Origin of the sequence: Janthinobacterium sp. Mn2066, from assembly GCF_049319705.1 — a bacterium.
In the GTDB taxonomy this organism is placed as follows: Bacteria; Pseudomonadota; Gammaproteobacteria; order Burkholderiales; family Burkholderiaceae_D; genus Janthinobacterium.
On the sequence record NZ_JBMOUF010000001.1, the window covers coordinates 138,158 to 154,451 of the forward strand.

14 protein-coding genes are annotated in these 16,294 nt (G+C 60.9%); 6 read left to right on the forward strand and 8 right to left on the reverse strand.

Features of this window, described 5'->3' with window-relative positions:
• The first annotated feature begins 119 nt into the window (after positions 1–119).
• The 6 genes from ACL9RI_RS00605 to waaA all read left to right on the forward strand — a co-directional run bounded on the left by ACL9RI_RS00605 (position 120) and on the right by waaA (position 7,735).
• Positions 120–1,313, forward strand: a complete 1,194-nt coding sequence (locus tag ACL9RI_RS00605) for an aminotransferase class I/II-fold pyridoxal phosphate-dependent enzyme (protein ID WP_422724675.1) — start codon at positions 120–122, stop codon at positions 1,311–1,313.
• A gap of 1,060 nt (positions 1,314–2,373) precedes the next feature.
• The gene (locus tag ACL9RI_RS00610) at positions 2,374–3,468 is read left to right on the forward strand and encodes an MraY family glycosyltransferase (RefSeq protein WP_422724676.1); all 1,095 of its coding nucleotides are present in this window, start codon (positions 2,374–2,376) and stop codon (positions 3,466–3,468) included.
• A 145-nt stretch (positions 3,469–3,613) separates the two neighbouring features.
• Entirely contained in the window at positions 3,614–3,922 is a 309-nt protein-coding gene (locus ACL9RI_RS00615) for an H-NS family nucleoid-associated regulatory protein (protein ID WP_422724677.1), read from the forward strand.
• A 103-nt stretch (positions 3,923–4,025) separates the two neighbouring features.
• A complete protein-coding gene (locus ACL9RI_RS00620; protein ID WP_422724678.1) occupies positions 4,026–5,408 on the forward strand; it encodes a phosphomannomutase/phosphoglucomutase in 1,383 nt (460 codons plus the stop codon).
• 4 nt (positions 5,409–5,412) lie between these two features.
• A complete protein-coding gene (gene waaC, locus ACL9RI_RS00625) occupies positions 5,413–6,435 on the forward strand; it encodes a lipopolysaccharide heptosyltransferase I (RefSeq protein WP_422724679.1) in 1,023 nt (340 codons plus the stop codon).
• Between the two features lie 22 nt (positions 6,436–6,457).
• The gene (waaA, locus tag ACL9RI_RS00630) at positions 6,458–7,735 is read left to right on the forward strand and encodes a lipid IV(A) 3-deoxy-D-manno-octulosonic acid transferase (RefSeq protein WP_422724680.1); all 1,278 of its coding nucleotides are present in this window, start codon (positions 6,458–6,460) and stop codon (positions 7,733–7,735) included.
• Between the two features lie 36 nt (positions 7,736–7,771).
• Here waaA and ACL9RI_RS00635 read toward each other — a convergent pair whose 3' ends face one another.
• The 8 genes from ACL9RI_RS00635 to ACL9RI_RS00670 all read right to left on the reverse strand — a co-directional run bounded on the left by ACL9RI_RS00635 (position 7,772) and on the right by ACL9RI_RS00670 (position 16,285).
• A complete protein-coding gene (locus ACL9RI_RS00635; protein ID WP_422725155.1) occupies positions 7,772–8,674 on the reverse strand; it encodes a M48 family metallopeptidase in 903 nt (300 codons plus the stop codon).
• A 53-nt stretch (positions 8,675–8,727) separates the two neighbouring features.
• Positions 8,728–9,468, reverse strand: coding sequence for a lysophospholipid acyltransferase family protein (locus ACL9RI_RS00640; RefSeq protein WP_183675056.1), 741 nt, complete (start codon positions 9,466–9,468; stop codon positions 8,728–8,730).
• 16 nt (positions 9,469–9,484) lie between these two features.
• Positions 9,485–10,057, reverse strand: coding sequence for a D-glycero-beta-D-manno-heptose 1,7-bisphosphate 7-phosphatase (gmhB, locus tag ACL9RI_RS00645; RefSeq protein ID WP_422724681.1), 573 nt, complete (start codon positions 10,055–10,057; stop codon positions 9,485–9,487).
• 14 nt (positions 10,058–10,071) lie between these two features.
• Positions 10,072–12,174, reverse strand: coding sequence for a glycine--tRNA ligase subunit beta (gene glyS, locus ACL9RI_RS00650; RefSeq protein ID WP_422724682.1), 2,103 nt, complete (start codon positions 12,172–12,174; stop codon positions 10,072–10,074).
• A 35-nt stretch (positions 12,175–12,209) separates the two neighbouring features.
• Positions 12,210–13,127 (reverse strand): glycine--tRNA ligase subunit alpha, encoded by a 918-nt coding sequence (gene glyQ, locus ACL9RI_RS00655; RefSeq protein WP_422724683.1) that lies wholly within the window; start codon positions 13,125–13,127, stop codon positions 12,210–12,212.
• A gap of 175 nt (positions 13,128–13,302) precedes the next feature.
• The gene (gene lnt, locus ACL9RI_RS00660) at positions 13,303–14,859 is read right to left on the reverse strand and encodes an apolipoprotein N-acyltransferase (RefSeq protein WP_422724684.1); all 1,557 of its coding nucleotides are present in this window, start codon (positions 14,857–14,859) and stop codon (positions 13,303–13,305) included.
• Between the two features lie 16 nt (positions 14,860–14,875).
• Entirely contained in the window at positions 14,876–15,754 is an 879-nt protein-coding gene (locus tag ACL9RI_RS00665) for an HlyC/CorC family transporter (protein WP_183675106.1), read from the reverse strand.
• Positions 15,755–15,847: 93 nt separating this feature from the next.
• Positions 15,848–16,285 (reverse strand): DUF4259 domain-containing protein, encoded by a 438-nt coding sequence (locus tag ACL9RI_RS00670; protein WP_422724685.1) that lies wholly within the window; start codon positions 16,283–16,285, stop codon positions 15,848–15,850.
• Between the last annotated feature and the right edge of the window lie 9 nt (positions 16,286–16,294).

The window sequence follows — 16,294 nt, forward strand, 5'->3', positions numbered from 1 at the left end:
TCAGCTGCATCGTCGTCATACAGGCGCCTACAACCCGCTGGCAAGAATTACGCATACACCCCTTTTACACCTACCGTTGCGCTCCTGGCGCAAGTTGCTCCGTTGAAGATGAGAACATCATGAATGAATTAAGCGATATTGCTTCCTGGCTGACGACCAATTCGGTCCATCACGAGTCAGGCGTACACGCCAGCCTGCCCGATCCTACCTTCGTCTCCGAAGGCAAGACCTTTGTTTCTTTTAGCAGCAATAATTATCTGGCGCTGGCCAACCACCCGCGTCTGGTCAGTGCTGCGAAGGATGGTTTGGACCGCTACGGCGTGGGCAATTGCGAATCGCGCCTGCTGGGCGGCGACCTGGATGTCTACCGTGAACTCGAGCGTCGTCTCGGAGCGCTCAAGCACAAATCCGATGCCGTGTTGTTCGTGACCGGTTATATGACGAATATTGGCGTGCTGTCGTCGCTGGTCAAGGCGGGCACGATGGCGCGCCTGTACGGCTACCGCGCCGTGAAGCGCCGCAAATATGTCTATTATTCGGACGAATTTAATCACGTCAGCATCCGCGAAGGCATCCATATGTCGGGTGTGCCCAGCCATAAGTACCGCCATTGCGACATGGGCCACCTGGAATCGCTGCTCAAGGCAGCCGAGGGCACCACGCCGATTATCGTCAGCGATGGCGTGTTCAGCATGGAAGGCACGATCGCGCCTATTCCTGACCTGGTCGCCATCGCCGAAAAATATGGCGCCATCCTGTACATCGACGATGCCCATGCGACCGGCGTACTCGGCGAGCATGGCGGCGGCACGTCCGAACATTTCAACTGCTATAGCCCCAACATCATCCAGATGGGCACCCTGAGCAAGGCATTCGGTGCGATCGGCGGTTTTGTCGCCGTCGAACGCGACATCGCCGACGTGATCCGCCTGACCAGCTCGGCCTACGGTTTTACCTGCCCGCCGCCGCCAGACCAGGCCGCAGCATTGATCGCTGCGCTGGACTTGCTGGTCGAGGAACCGCAGCGTCGCCAGCGGCTGTGGGATAACCAGCGCTATTTCGTCGAGCGCATGCGCCCACTCGGTTTCGAGCTGCTGTCGACCGAGACGCCGATCGTGCCAGTGCTGATCGGTGACGCCGAGCGCTGCCTGAACTTCGCCAAGGCGCTGAAGGCCGAGGGCATCCACGTCGACTCCGTGCAATTTCCAGCCGCGCCGATAGGCAAGGCCCGTCTGCGTTTCATGATGAACGCCGGCCATACCCAAGCGCAGATCGACCATGTGGTCGAAGTCATGGGACGTATCGGCGCGTAAAGAAGGAGCCACGTGCGACGGCGCTGTCTATCCAGCGCTGTTGCTGGTGGCCTCGCGCCCCGCTGCACTGAAATCCATCCAGGCCCCATCATCCGCATGCGTGGCCTTGCCGCAAGGCGAATCTTGCCGGCCCTTCCTGCTTGCCGTAGGCCGCCATGCAATATGGCGGCCGGGCCGCTTTCCTCTCCCTGGCATCCATAACGCTGTTGGCCGTGTAGCAGCGCCAGCTTCCACTGCTGGGACAAGTGTTGTTTTTTTGCCGATAATCCGGGTGTGCGGCAAATGCGCCAGGCGCTGCCCGGCTTTCACATAGAATCAAGTCTCGATGCGCCGCGCGCCGGCGCAGGCCGGCGTAGTCGACGAAAAATGGCATGCCTCGGCAGCCAACCATATCGAAATTATCAAATTATTATTTCGGTGTATCAAATGGTAAATGCAGTTATCAATTGTACGGACTCTTGTTACGATCTCGACGCCGCCCAGTGCGCGATACAGTTGGCAACGCAGTTGGCACCATATGCGGCGTGGGTAATGTCGTTATTGTATGCTTAAGTATAAATGTCTTTATGTTAATATTTTTTCTTACATAAGCATGTTTTTTTCAACATGTTTCTTTTTGGTGAAGAGATATTAATTTTTGCCATGCATACACGCATATGTTGTCAGGCATTTGACCCTTTATCAGCAGCTTGGCGCCATGGCATGGGGATTTATTGAACCTTTCGGTACAATGCCATTCATTGCCGGAATATTTCAAGATCAGTTGCAATACGAACCCGGTTGCGTGCCATCTTTGAATATTGTGGTCATGAGATTTTCGAATATACATGGCTGCGGCGATATACAGGCCAGCGTGGTTTGCGGAAAGCATCGCATTTGCTTGCACCTTGATGCCTGCCACTTCCGTCCCTGGCGATAATGAGCATGCCGCAGGATGGTGGATGGGGGCTTGCACAGGGGCCGATCGCTGATTGTTGAAGCACTCCGTGCAGCATAATTTTCTGTATTTTTACCTGTCGATGGCTTTACGTGGCGAGCCCGATTTTTTATTGATAATAAAATGTTTTCTTTTATCGTGAGCTTCGTCGCATCCGCATTATTAACCCTGTTAATTATAAAGCAGGTGAGATTGCATAGTTCCGCACTCGATTCGGATTTCCATGGGGTACAAAAAGTCCATTCGCATTCTGTCGCGCGTATCGGTGGCCTGTCGATTTTCCTGGCGGTGGTGATCAGTGCCTTTGTCTCGATCTGGCGTTTGCCGGCCATGACTTACTGGATGTTGTGCCTGATCTTGTGTTCCGGAATCGCTTTTGCGGGCGGCATCGTCGAAGATTTTACGGGCAGGGTCAGTCCCATGGGCCGCTTGCTGCTCACCATGGCCGGCGCCATGCTGGCGTTTTTCCTGATTGACGCCCATATAGACCGTATCGACTGGGTGTTTTCCAGCTGGAAAATTCCCTACATCTGGCTGAGCTTGCCGATTACCGTCCTGGCCGTGGCAGGCATCGCCAATGCCATTAATATTATCGATGGCTTCAATGGCCTGGCCAGCGTGGTGTCCATTTGCATGCTGTTGTCGCTCGCCTATGTTGCCTTGCAAGTCAATGATTCCTTTATCCTGGTGGCGGCCTTGTTGATGGCGGGCGCAATCACGGGGTTCCTGATCTGGAATTACCCTGTTGGGCTGATTTTCCTCGGCGATGGCGGCGCCTATTTTATCGGCTTCATGCTGGGCGAACTGACCTTGATGCTGGTGATGCGCAATCCCGAAGTGTCGACCTGGTATGCCGTGTTATTGCTCATTTATCCTGCCTTCGAGACGCTATTTTCTGCGTACCGGCGTGCTTTTATCCAGGGAAAATCACCGGTGATGCCTGATGGTATACATTTGCACAGTTTGATTTTCCGCCGCATCGTGCAGTGGACCGTGGGACGCAAGGAAGCAAAAGCATTGATGCGCCGTAATTCCATGACATCGCCTTATTTATGGCTGTTTTCCCTGACGGCAGTTATTCCGGCAACTTTACTCTGGCGTCATACCTGGTTATTGATTTGCTGTTCCATATTATTCATGGCGTCGTATGTCTGGTTATATTTCCGTATTATTCGATTCAAATCGCCGCGCTGGATGATCATCAATAAAAAGAAATAGGATTATTTGATAAAATGCGCGTTATCACGATATTGCGACGCCATTCCCATGCACTGTAAAGCAGTTTATTTCAATAAAATGGGGATGTCTCTTATATTTGTATGCGCAATTTCATTCTGTTTCGATCATCATAAAAGGGGAAGACATGGATTTGGTAACACTGACAATGACGCAATTACGCGATTTGCAAGATAAGGTCCGGCAAGAATTAAGCAGCCGCGAGCGCGATGACTTGAACAAGGCGCGCGAGCAGATACGGGTGATTGCACAGCAGGCCGGCATTCCCCTGAAACAGCTGATGCTCGCAGGCGTGCCGCCGCGCGCCGGCAAGGTGGCGGTGCGTTACCGTCACCCGGATAATGCTGCAGAGCAATGGACTGGCCGCGGCCGCCAGCCACTGTGGGTCAAAAACTGGCTGGCGTCAGGCAAGTCTATCGATCTGCTGCGCGTATAATTCGGTATATTGGTGCAGTAGCAAGCTTTTTCCTGTTACGCTGCCTTCCCTGTTCCGGCTTATTGTCCTCACTTATTGTCCTACTTTCATACCGATTACAACCATGCTCCCACTGTCAAAAACGATCTTCAAGGCATACGATATTCGCGGCATCATAGCTAAAACCCTCGATGCCAGCGTGGCGCGCAAGATCGGACAGGCCTTTGGCCGCGCCGCGCTGGCCAAGGGCGAACAACGGGTGGTCATCGGCCGCGACGGCCGTTTGTCTGGACCGGAACTGGCGGCAGCGCTGGCGCAAGGCTTGCAGTCGGCCGGCGTCGATGTGATCGACCTGGGCGTGGTCGCCACGCCAATGGTCTATTTCGGCACGAATGTGCTCGATACGCGTTCCGGCATCATGGTCACGGGCAGCCACAATCCGCCCGACTACAACGGTTTCAAGATGGTGCTGGCCGGCGAAGCGATCCATGGCGTAGCGATTACTGGCCTGTATGATGACATCGTCGCCCACGACGGCAGCGACAGCGCCAAGCCTGGCAGCTATGCCACGCACGATATCCGCGCGGCTTACCTCGAACGCATCCTCGGCGACGTGAAACTGGCGCGCCCGATCAAGATCGCCGTCGATTGCGGCAATGGCGTGGCCGGCGCGTTCGCGGGCGACCTGTTCCGCGGCATGGGCTGCGAGGTGATCGAACTGTTTTGCGAAGTGGACGGCAATTTCCCGAATCACCATCCCGACCCGGCGCACCCGGAAAACCTGCAAGACCTGATCCGCTGCCTGGCCGAGACGGATGCCGAGATCGGTATCGCGTTTGACGGCGACGGCGACCGCCTGGGCGTGGTCACCAAGGATGGCCAGATCATCTATCCTGACCGCCAGATGATGCTGTTTGCGGCCGACGTGCTGACCCGCCATCCGGGCGCGCAAATCCTGTATGACGTGAAATGCACGCGCCACCTAGCGCCGTATATCAGCAAGCACGGCGGCGTGCCGCTGATGTACAAGACCGGCCACTCGCTGGTGAAAGCCAAGCTGCGCGAAACGGGCGCCCCGCTGGGCGGCGAAATGAGCGGCCATATCTTCTTCAAGGACCGCTGGTATGGTTTTGACGATGGCCTGTATTCGGGCGCGCGCCTGCTGGAAATCCTCACGCGTGAAACCGATCCTTCCGCCTTGCTGAACTCCTTGCCGCAGTCCGACAGCACGCCGGAACTGCATCTGGAACTGAAGGAAGGCGAGAACGTCGCACTGATGGACGTGCTGCGTCGCGACGCCGTTTTCCCTGGCAACGAGCAGATCATCACCATCGACGGCTTGCGCGTGGAATATGCGGACGGATTCGGCCTGGCCCGTTCATCGAACACCACGCCGGTGATCGTGATGCGCTTCGAGGCGGAAACGCCGGCTGCCCTGGAACGCATCCAGGGCCAGTTCAAGAGCGTGATCCTGGCTGCCAAGCCTGACGCCGTCCTGCCGTTCTGACGTCATGGCTGGTACTGCCGGCGCGCCAGCGCCCTTGAAAATTCTGCTGGTGCGCGTTTCCTCGCTGGGCGACGTGCTGCATAACCTGCCGATGGTGGCGGACATCGCCCGCCATTTTCCCGACGCCACCATCGACTGGGTAGTCGAGGAAGGCTACACCAGCCTGGTGCGCCTGAACCCGCGCGTCGGCGCCATCTTTCCATTTGCGCTGCGGCGCTGGCGCAAAAGCCTGGGCAAGCAAGAAACGCGGGCGGAAATCGCTACCTTCTTCCGCAATCTGCGCCAGACGCGCTACGACTATGTGTTCGATACCCAGGGCTTGCTGAAGACGGGCATCATCATGGGCGCGGCGCGCCTGGCGCCAGGCGGCCACAAAGTGGGCCTGGCCAATGGCAGCGAAGGTTCGGGCTACGAAGGACTGTCACGCCTGTTTCACAGCAAGAGCATCCCTTTGAATCCGCGTACGCACGCGGTGGCGCGCGGCCGCCTGGTCGCCGCCGCTGCGCTGGGCTACACGGTCGATACGCCGGCCGATTTCGGCTTGCCGGAACTGCCGCCTGGCGCACCGCGCCCGGACTGGATGGGAGATGAACCCTACGCCGTGTACTTCCACGGTACCGCACGCGACGCCAAGAAGTGGGCGCCCGCTAACTGGATCGCGCTGGGCCAGGCGCTGGCGCCCATGCCGATTCTGCTGCCGTGGGGCTCGCCGAAAGAGAAAGCGGAAGCCGAACTGCTGGCGGCCCGCCTGCCGAATGCGCGCGTGCTGCCGAAACTGTCCATGAGCGACGCTACCTTGCTGGCGCGCCAGGCCAGCCTGGTGATCGGCGTCGATACGGGCTTGACGCATATCGCTGCTGCCTTCCTGCGCCCGACGGTGGAAATCTACGCCGATTCGCCGCTGTGGAAAACCGAAGGCAACTGGTCGCCGAGGATCATCAACCTGGGCGACAAGGGCTCGCCGCCCGAGGTGGCGCAAGTGCTGGCCGCCGCAAGGCAGCTGCTGGCAGAGTATCATCCTGCCTGATCTTCCCTATACGGTTTACACAATGCGACTTCTTTATACCTTCGCCTGGTGGCTGGCCCTGCCACTGGTGCTGGGCCGCCTGTGGCTGCGCGGCCGCCAGGAACCCGGCTACCGCCAGCACTGGGGCGAGCGCCTGGGCCTGTACGGCGCCAGGCCCGCTGCCGCTCCCCTGTCGATCTGGGTGCACGCCGTCTCCGTCGGCGAGACGCGCGCCGCCGAACCGCTGATCGACGCGCTGCTGGCCGAGTGGCCGTCATGCCGCATCATCCTGACCCACATGACGCCGACGGGCCGCGCCACCGGCAAGGCCCTGTTCGCGAAACATGGCGAGCGCCTGGTGCAAAGCTATCTGCCGTATGACACGGGCGCCATGCCGGCCCGCTTCATCCGCCATTTTGCGCCGCACATCTGCATCCTGATGGAGACGGAAGTGTGGCCTAACCTGATCCATCAATGCAACCGCCTTCAAGTGCCGGTGGTGCTGGCCAATGCACGCCTGTCGCAACGCTCGCTGGGCAAGGCGCAGCGCCTGGGCAAGCTGATCGCCGACGCCGCGCGCGGCATCGACCTGGTGGCGGCGCAGACGCAGGACGATGCGCAGCGCGTGCGTGAGCTGGGCGCGCAAAACGTGGTGGTCACGGGGAGCATCAAGTTCGACGTGGTGGTGCCCGAGGCGGCCCTGGCGACAGGCGCGCAGCTGCGTGCCGCGATCGGCCCGCGTCCCGTGCTGCTGTGCGCCAGCACGCGCGAAGGCGAAGAGCCCTTGATCCTCGATGCGCTGGCGCGCGCCAGCCTGCCGGCCGACGTGCTGCTGCTGATCGTGCCGCGCCATCCGCAGCGTTTCGATGACGTGCAAAAACTGATCGTTGACCACGGCCTGGCCGTGCAGCGCAGGTCCGCCTTGCAGCCAGGCGATACAGTGGACGCAGCCACGCAGGTGCTGCTGGGCGATTCCATGGGCGAGATGTTTGCCTATTACGCCGCCTGCGATTGCGCTTTTGTGGGTGGCAGCCTGCTGCCATTGGGCGGCCAGAACCTGATCGAGCCGGCAGCGCTGGGCAAACCCGTGCTGATCGGCCCGCACACCTTCAATTTTGCGCTGGTGACGGAACAATCCATCGAAGCCGGCGCCGCCGCGCGCGTGCTTGACGCTGATGCGCTGCTGGCGCAGGCAGCCATGCTGCTGCAAGATCCGATGCGTCTGGCGTCCATGGGTGACAAGGCGCTGGCGTTTGCAAACCAGCACCGTGGCGCGACGCCGCGCACCATCGCGGCGATCAAACCTTTATTGTTGACCTAAATCCGGGGTCAGACCCGCCGGGTCTGACCCCGGCAGTTAAGCAAACAGCACCGGCAATTCCTGCGAGCGTTTTCTTAAGGCCTGCTTGGCGCCGTCGTAATCGGGGTAGATCGACTCCACGGTGGCCCAGAAGCGGGGGCTGTGGTTCATTTCCAGCAGGTGCGACAGTTCGTGCGCCACCACGTAGTCGATCAATGGCAGGGCGAAGTGGATCAGGCGCCAGTTCAGGCGGATCTTGCGCTCCACCGTGCAGCTGCCCCAGCGCGTGCCGGCTGAAGACAGCGACAGCGAATCGTAGCCCACGCCCAGCCTGGCCGCGTACAGGTCCAGCCGCGCCTCGAACAGCTGGCGCGCTTCATGCTGGTACCAGCTTTTGACTTTTTCCTTCAATTGCGCTTCGGTGCCGCTGGGCGTGACCCAGACATGCAGTTCATTCGTGTCGCGCTGGAAGCTGGCGCGGTGGCGTGGCGCCTGGTGCAGGCGCAAGGTGATCTCGCCGCCCAGGTAGGGCAACACGGCGCCATCGACCCACGCCACCGGCGGGCGCTGCTGGCGTTCCACCTTGCGCTCGCCCCGTTCGCGCAGCTTTGACACGATCCAGCCTTGCTTGGCGCGGATGGCGTTGTCGATTTCCGCCAGCGTGACGCGCTTGGGGGCTGTCACGCGCAAGCCGTTATCGTCGATCATGAAGCCGATCGAGCGGCGCGTGGAGCGGCGCAGGGCAAATTCGACCAGGTGCGGGCCCAGTTGCAGCTGGCGCAGCGGCGGACCGTCGGCGGTGCGCGGCGGCGAGGGCAAGGGCGGGGGAGAGGGAAGTGCGGGAACTATGACGGGCGCCACCACGGGCGGCGCTGGCGGTGCCGTGGGGCGCACCGCCGGGGGCGTGCTGGTCGAGACGTCATGCGCGAACAAATCCAGTTGCCGGTCGCCGACCTTGATGGTCTTTAACTGCTGGCGCAGGGTCGGCTCCTGGATGACCGCGCTGATGCCGTCTAGCCAGCGTTGTAGGCGTGAGGCGAAATGACGCGCATTTCTGATTCTATCCAATTTTCCACCTGTTGCATCATGCTGTCCGGGGTTTGCCCTTCCGGCGAAATCGGTTTGCCGATCGAGACGGTAATCAGTCCCGGGCGTTTGAGAAATGACTGCTTGGGCCAGCATTCGCCTGAATTATGCGCAATCGGCACCACCACGGCGCCGGTAGCAATCGCCAGGCGCGTGCCGCCGCTCTTGTACTGGCCTTTTTGTCCGACCGGAATACGGGTGCCTTCCGGGAACATGATAATCCATTGGCCATCGGCCAGGCGGCGCTTGCCATGCGCCACCACGCTCCTGAAAGCATGCTTGCCCTGCTTGCGGTCGATCGGGATCATGCGCAGCAGCGCCATCGCCCAGCCGAAAAACGGGATATACAAAATCTCTTTCTTGAACACGTAGACCAGCGGGCGTGGCAGGCTGGGCAGCAGGAAGATGGTTTCCCACGCCGACTGGTGCTTCGACAGGACCACCGCCGGCACGTCCGGGAAATTCTCGGCGCCCTTGACTTCATAGCGTATGCCGCAAATGACCTTGGCACACCACAGGATAAACACGTTCCAGCGCGAGGTCACCCAGTAGCGCTTGTTGTAGCTCAATGGCGCGGCAAAAAAGCACACGCAGGCCCAGACGATGGTGGCCACGATCATGATGATCATGAACAGCAGGGATCGCAGGAACAGGGAAAAATTACGCAATGCAGTTCTCCGGAGATTAAATACTGAATGCCACGGTAGGCGAGGAAGCGGCTGGCGCCTTGAGCAAATGGGCCACCACGGCCGCCAGGTCGGGGAAGACCTGGGTGCCGGGCGGCAGGCCGCCTGTTTCGTGGGTTTTTTCGCCCTTGCCGGTCAGGACCAGGTAGGGCACGCAGCCGCTGATGAAGCCGGCCTGCAGGTCGCGCAGCGAATCGCCGACGGTCGGCACGCCTTTCAGGCTGGTGTTATAGCGCTGCGAAATTTCATGGAACATGCCCGGCTTCGGCTTGCGGCAATCGCAATTGTCGGCGCCGGCGTGCGGGCAAAAGAAGATGGCGTCGATATCGGCGCCCACCTGCTGCGCCAGCGTATGCATCTTCTGGTGGATCGCATTGAGCACCGTCATGTCGAAATACTCGCGCGCGATGCCCGACTGGTTCGAGGCGATCACCACGCGATAGCCAGCCTGGTTCAGGCGGGCGATCGCTTCGAGCGAACCGGGGATCGGCAGCCATTCGGCGGGCGATTTGATGAAGTCCGGCGAGTCATGGTTAATGACGCCGTCGCGGTCGAGAATAATCAGTTTCATCGCCGGAGTTCCCATTACGCCGCCAGCTTGGAAATGTCGGCCACGCGGTTCATCATGCCGTGCAGCGACGACAGCAGGGCCAGGCGGTTGTTGCGCAGGGCGACATCCTCGGCCATCACCATCACGTCGTTGAAGAAGCCATCGACATCGTCGCGCAGCTGGGCCAGGGTTTGCAGCGTGCCTGCAAAATCGCCCTTGGCGAAGGCCGCGTCGACTTCAGGCTGCACGCGCGAGACGGCGGCCGCCAGTTTTTTCTCGGCTTCGTCCTGCAGCAGCGCCACGTTCACGCCGCCGGCAGCCACCAGCTTGAGCGCTTCCTCGTTCTTTTTCAGGATATTCGTGATGCGCTTGTTGGCTGCTGCCAGCGAAGCGCTTTCCGGCAGGGCGGCAAACGCCTGCACGGCTTCCAGGCGCTGCACGATATCGTCCAGGCGGTCCGGGTTTTGCGCCACCACCGCTTCGATCTCGTTTGGCGAGAAGCCGCGTTCGCGCAGGATGCCGCGCAGGCGGTCCAGCATGAAAGCCTGTACGTCGGCACTCGGATCAACGAAGCCCGGACGGCCGGTAAACGTGGAAGCGGCATCAGCCAACAAGTCGCTGATTGCCAGTGGCAGGCGTTTTTCCAGCAGCATGCGCAGCACGCCCAGCGCGTGGCGGCGCAGCGCGAACGGGTCCTTGTCGCCGGTCGGCGCGAGGCCGATCGACCAGATGCCGACCAGGGTTTCGAGCTTGTCGGCCAGCGCCACGACCGTGCCGACATCGGTGCTTGGCAATGCATCGCCTGCAAAGCGCGGCTGGTAGTGTTCGGAGGCTGCCAGCGCCACGTCGGCTGCTTCGCCGTCATGGCGTGCATAGTAGGTGCCCATGATGCCTTGCAGTTCAGGGAATTCGCCCACCATATCGGTCAGCAAATCGGCCTTGGCCAGCAGGGCAGCGCGTTCAGCGCGCGTTGCATCCACACCCAGGCGATTGGCGATATCGCCAGCCAGCGCGGTGATGCGGTCGGTGCGTTCGTACTGCGTGCCCAGCTTATTGTGATACACCACGTTCTTCAGCAAGTCGACGCGCGAGTGCAAAGTCTTTTTCTTGTCTTGCTCGAAGAAGAACTTGGCGTCGGACAGGCGCGGGCGCACCACGCGCTCATTGCCGCCGATGATGTGCTCGGGCGTGTCGGTCGCGATGTTCGAGACGATCAGGAAGCGCGAACGCAGCTTGCCCGCGGTATCGGTCAGCGCAAAGTACTTCTGGTTGGTCTGCATGGTGAGGATCAGGCATTCCTGCGGCACGGCCAGGAACTCTTCCTCGAAATGGCATTCGTAGACGACCGGCCATTCCACCAGCGCCGTCACTTCGTCCAGCAGCGCTTCGGGCATCAGCACCAGGTCGGCGCCGGCTTTTTCCAGCAGCTGGGCGCGGATGCGCTCCTTGCGCTCCTCGTTGCTGGCGATCACGCTGGCGTTCAGGATCAGGGACGCCGCATAGTTTTCCGCGTGCGCGATGGTGACCGGTTTGCCGTCGGTCAGGAAGCGGTGGCCCAGGGTTGTGCGGCCAGCCGTCAAGCCCAAGAGGGTCAAAGGCAGCACGTTGATGCCATGCAGGGCGATCAGGCGGTGGGCCGGGCGCACGAATTGCACGGTCGCGCCGTCCGGGCGCTGATAGCTCATCAGCTTGGGGATCGGCAGCTTGGCCGCCGATTCGCTCAGGGCGGCCTGCGCGCCAGTTTCCAGCTTGCTGCCCGGTGCCGTGTAGGTGTAGAAGAAGCTCTCGGCCTTGCCGTCGGCGGCGCGTTCCAGGTCGGCCACCGTCAGCTCGGGGAAGCCCAGCGCGGCCAGTTTCTTGGCCAGCGGCGGCGTGCCGTTGCCGTTGGCGTCCAGCGCCACGGAGACCGGCAAGACTTTTTCGCGGATCGATTTGTCTGGCGAGACTTCGCGTACATTGGTGATGGAGACGGCCAGGCGGCGCGGCGAGGCGTAGCTGGTGGCGACGCTGTCTTCTTCCAGGAAGTCGCGCGCTTTCAAGCCGTTTACTATCCCGGCGCTAAAGGCGGCGCCCAGCTTGGCCAGCGCTTTCGGCGGCAATTCTTCGGTCAGCAGTTCAATAAGCAGTGTTTGGTTCATGGTGTTCTTGTCTGGGTACGGCGTCAATAAGCGGATCAGGCGGCGGCTGGTTTGTCTGCGGCAGGCAGCATCGGGAAACCGAGGCGCTCGCGCGAGTCGTAATACGCTTGCGCGACCAGGCGCGACAAGGTGCGCACGCGGCCGATGTAGGCGGCGCGCTCCGTCACCGAGATGGCGCCGCGCGCGTCGAGCATATTGAAGCTGTGCGAAGCCTTCATGATTTTTTCGTAGGCGGGCAGGGTCAGTTGCAGCTCGATCAGGCGCTTCGCTTCCGCTTCGTAGTTGCTGAACTGGGCGAACAGCAGTTCCGTATTGGCGTACTCGAAGTTGTAGGTCGACTGCTCCACTTCGTTTTGATGGAACACGTCGCCATACGTCAGTTTTTTCAGTTCGCCATTTTCTTCCCACTCGGTCCAGACCAGGTCATAGACGTTTTCCACGCCTTGCAGGTACATCGCCAGGCGTTCGATGCCGTAGGTGATCTCGCCCAGCACGGGCTTGCAATCGAGGCCGCCCACTTGCTGGAAGTAGGTGAACTGGGTCACTTCCATGCCGTTCAGCCAGACTTCCCAGCCCAGGCCCCAGGCGCCCAGGGTCGGGCTTTCCCAGTCGTCTTCGACGAAACGCACATCATTCTGTTTCAAGTCCAGGCCCAGTGCAGCCAGCGAACCCAGATACAGGTCGAGGATGTTTTCCGGCGCCGGCTTCAGCACCACCTGGTACTGATAGTAGTGCTGCATGCGGTTCGGATTCTCGCCGTAGCGGCCATCCTTGGGACGGCGCGATGGCTGCACATATGCGGCGCGCCAGGGTTCCGGACCGATGGCGCGCAGGAAGGTGCCGGTGTGGAAGGTACCGGCGCCGACTTCCATGTCGTAAGGCTGGAGCAGGGCGCAACCTTGCTTGTCCCAATAGGTTTGCAAGGTCAGGATAATTTGTTGAAATGTGAGCATCGTATGAGTTCGCCGCGCGAGACAGCCGCGCGCTGTAAGGGTTTGCTTGAAGCGTGGCCGCCTGTCGCCTCGCTGGTGTATAGCGAGGAAACGGGCGGCCACGCCAGGGTTTGCTAATTTTAGCGGTTTTTGCAGGCAGGCTGTGAGTCTTCCGGCAATATGCCTGGCGCCATGCTTATTTATTACGGTTGTTCCGCGCCAGCAAAAAGGCGGACAGGATGGCCAGCGCCGCCAGGGCCAATACTAATTTGTTGCCGTAAAGAATGTATGGCGTCATGCCGCCCATGCCTTGCACGTTTGCGGCCAGGGTGCCTTGCGTGTCCTGCACCAGCTGGCTTGTCACCTTGCCATTGCCATCGATGACGGCTGTGGCGCCCGTGTTGGTGGCGCGCAGCATGGGGCGGCCCGTTTCCAGGCTGCGCATCTGCGAAATCTGCAAATGCTGCGGAATGGCGATCGAGTCGCCAAACCAGGCCAGGTTCGATACGTTCAGCAGCACCGAGGCCGATTGCTTGCCATTGCGGTGGGCTGCAGCCAGCTGGTCGGCGATTTCCTCGCCAAACAAGTCTTCATAGCAGATATTGGGCAGCACCAGCTGGTCACGCACGGGCATGGGCGCCTGCACATAGTCGCCACGGCCCATGTCGCCCAGCGGGATGGCCATCATGGCGACGAACCAGTGCAGGCCCGGCGGCACGAATTCGCCGAACGGCACCAGGTGGTGCTTGCGGTACTGGTAAGCAGGACCTTGCCCCGTGATGCCCAGCGCCGCATTATAAAAGCGCTGCTGTTCGTCGAGCACGGGCATGCCGACCAGCAGGGTGCTGTGCGTGTCGCGCGCATAGTGCGTCAAGCTGTCCATGTAGCCGGGCGGCAGCTGGTGCGGCAGCACGGTCAGCGCCGTTTCCGGCGTGGCGATCAGGTCGGCCGGCGCAGCCGTGATGGCGCGCTGGTACATTTCCAGTGCGCCCAGCACGAAGCCGGGATCGAATTTCTGCTGCTGCGGCACATTGCCCTGCAACAGGCGCACGGAAATCGGCCGGCCCACCGGGTGCGTCCAGTGCACATATTGCAAGCCGAAACCGGCTGCGTACAGGGCGACCACGCCGCCCAGGGCGATCCAGCGCGTGCGGTGCGTCAGCAGCAGCAAGCCGCCCGCCGAGACGGCTGCCAGCCAGCCCAGGCCATACATGCCGACAATCGGCGCAAAGCCGGCCAGCGGACTGGTGTTGTGGGCGTAGCCGGTGGCCAGCCACGGGAAACCCGTAAACAGCCAGCCGCGTGTCCATTCGAACAGGGTCCAGGTGGCGGGCAGCACCAGCAGCAGCATCGAGGGTATCGTCACTTTCCAGCGCTGGCGCAGCCAGGCAGCCACGCCCATGGCCAGCGCCACATAGATCGCCATCAATAACGCCAGCAGGGCCACGGCGGCAGCGGCCAGTGGCGCCGCCATCTCGCCGTAGCGGTGCATCGAGATATACAGCCAGTGCGTGCCGGCCGCACACCAGCCGAAGCCGTAGGCCCAGCCGATCAGCGCGCCGGATTTCACGCCCGGTGCGCGCAGCACCTGGTAAAACAGCACGCCCAGGCTGAGGATTTGCAGCGGCCAGTAGCCGAAAGGGGCGAATGCCAGCACCGCGACCGCGCCGGCAACGGCGGCGATCAGCATGCGCGTCCGCGTGCTGCGGGGCGGTTTGGCGGGGTCGGAGGGGGCGGCGCGTCTGAAACGCATTTACAGTACGCGCATCTTAAAGTTCCAGTTCCGGCACGTCGGGCAGACGCTCGACCAGCAGCACGTGCACCTGGCGCGCGTCGGCGCGCAGCACCTCGAAGCGCAGATCGCCCAGGTCGAAGATATCGCCCTTGTGCGCCATGCGGCCCAGGTGTTTCGAGACCAGGCCGCCGATGGTGTCGACATCGTCGTCCACCAGGTGAGCGCCCACTTCCTCGTTGAACTGCTCGATTTCGGTCAGTGCCTTGACCCGCCAGCGGGGGCCGAACTGGCCTTCCTTGAGCGACAGCACGTTGTCTTCGGCTTCGTCGAAGTCGTATTCGTCCTCGATATCGCCGACGATCTGCTCCAGCACGTCTTCGATGGTGATCAGGCCGGCCACGCCGCTGTACTCGTCGACGACGATGGCCATGTGATTGTGGTTGGCGCGGAAATCGCGCAGCAGCACATTCAGGCGTTTCGATTCAGGGATAAAAATGGCCGGCCGCAGCATGTCGCGCACGTCGAAAGTTTCTTCTGCGTAATATCGCAGCAAGTCTTTCGCCAGCAGGATGCCGATCACCTTGTCGCGTTCGCCCTCGATCGCGGGAAAACGCGAGTGGGCGGTGGACAGGACTTCCGGCATCCATTCCTCGATCGGCTTGCTGATGTCGATGACATCCATTTGCGAACGGGGGATCATGATATCGCGTGCGCAGAGATCCGATACCTGGAACACGCCCTCGATCATCGACAGGGCGTCGGCGTCGATCAGCTTGCGTTCATGCGCATCGTGTAGAACTTCGAGCAATTCTGCTCGGTTCTCTGGCTCGGGGGAAATAAGTGCGGTCAGGCGTTCAAACAGTGACCGGTGGGGCTTGACGTCAGTTCTGACGCCACTAGGGTGCTCGGGCATAGGAGGCGTGAGCCGTTGTTGCGAAGGGATATAGGATACACCAAAAGTGGGGTCTGACCGGAATTCCCCGCTTTTGATGCAGATTTGATACGTTTACCGGGTCGTTGCCTGAGCTTGGATTTCACCGAGCACGCGCTGGCGCAAATCGCTCACATCGGCTAGCCAGTCGTCAAAATGTTCGCTTTCCTGCCACAGCTGGCGCAGTTCCGAGGTTTCTGCCGTGATGCACTCGAACGCCAGGCGCGCCTTGTCCAGCAGCGGTGGCGTGAGCTTTTTCTTGCAACGTTCCACCCATTCATCGACCTCGGCCGTGGCAGGATCGTCCGGTCCCGGCTTGCCCAGCAGGCGGGCGATCACTTCCAGCGCGGCCAGCGCCTCGGCGGCAAATGGCGCTTCCAGTTCGGGCTCGATGCTGTCGATGACGTTGTCCAATGTCGTTTCGACCAGTTCCAGGGTCTTGTATTCCTGCAAATCCTGCGCCCAGTCCATGGCGTAGTCGTTGCCGAAGGCGTCGGTGGCCCAGGTTCCCATAGTTACTCC

Excerpts from the sequence above, each read along its gene's own strand:
- ACL9RI_RS00605 (WP_422724675.1), top strand. The coding sequence starts at position 120 with ATGAATGAATTAAGCGATATTGCTTCCTGGCTGACGACCAATTCGGTC.
- ACL9RI_RS00610 (WP_422724676.1), top strand. The coding sequence starts at position 2,374 with ATGTTTTCTTTTATCGTGAGCTTCGTCGCATCCGCATTATTAACCCTG.
- ACL9RI_RS00615 (WP_422724677.1), top strand. The coding sequence starts at position 3,614 with ATGGATTTGGTAACACTGACAATGACGCAATTACGCGATTTGCAAGAT.
- ACL9RI_RS00620 (WP_422724678.1), top strand. The coding sequence starts at position 4,026 with ATGCTCCCACTGTCAAAAACGATCTTCAAGGCATACGATATTCGCGGC.
- waaC (WP_422724679.1), top strand. The coding sequence starts at position 5,413 with ATGGCTGGTACTGCCGGCGCGCCAGCGCCCTTGAAAATTCTGCTGGTG.
- waaA (WP_422724680.1), top strand. The coding sequence starts at position 6,458 with ATGCGACTTCTTTATACCTTCGCCTGGTGGCTGGCCCTGCCACTGGTG.
- gmhB (WP_422724681.1), bottom strand. The coding sequence starts at position 10,057 with ATGAAACTGATTATTCTCGACCGCGACGGCGTCATTAACCATGACTCG.
- glyS (WP_422724682.1), bottom strand. The coding sequence starts at position 12,174 with ATGAACCAAACACTGCTTATTGAACTGCTGACCGAAGAATTGCCGCCG.
- glyQ (WP_422724683.1), bottom strand. The coding sequence starts at position 13,127 with ATGCTCACATTTCAACAAATTATCCTGACCTTGCAAACCTATTGGGAC.
- lnt (WP_422724684.1), bottom strand. The coding sequence starts at position 14,859 with ATGCGTTTCAGACGCGCCGCCCCCTCCGACCCCGCCAAACCGCCCCGC.
- ACL9RI_RS00665 (WP_183675106.1), bottom strand. The coding sequence starts at position 15,754 with ATGCCCGAGCACCCTAGTGGCGTCAGAACTGACGTCAAGCCCCACCGG.
- ACL9RI_RS00670 (WP_422724685.1), bottom strand. The coding sequence starts at position 16,285 with ATGGGAACCTGGGCCACCGACGCCTTCGGCAACGACTACGCCATGGAC.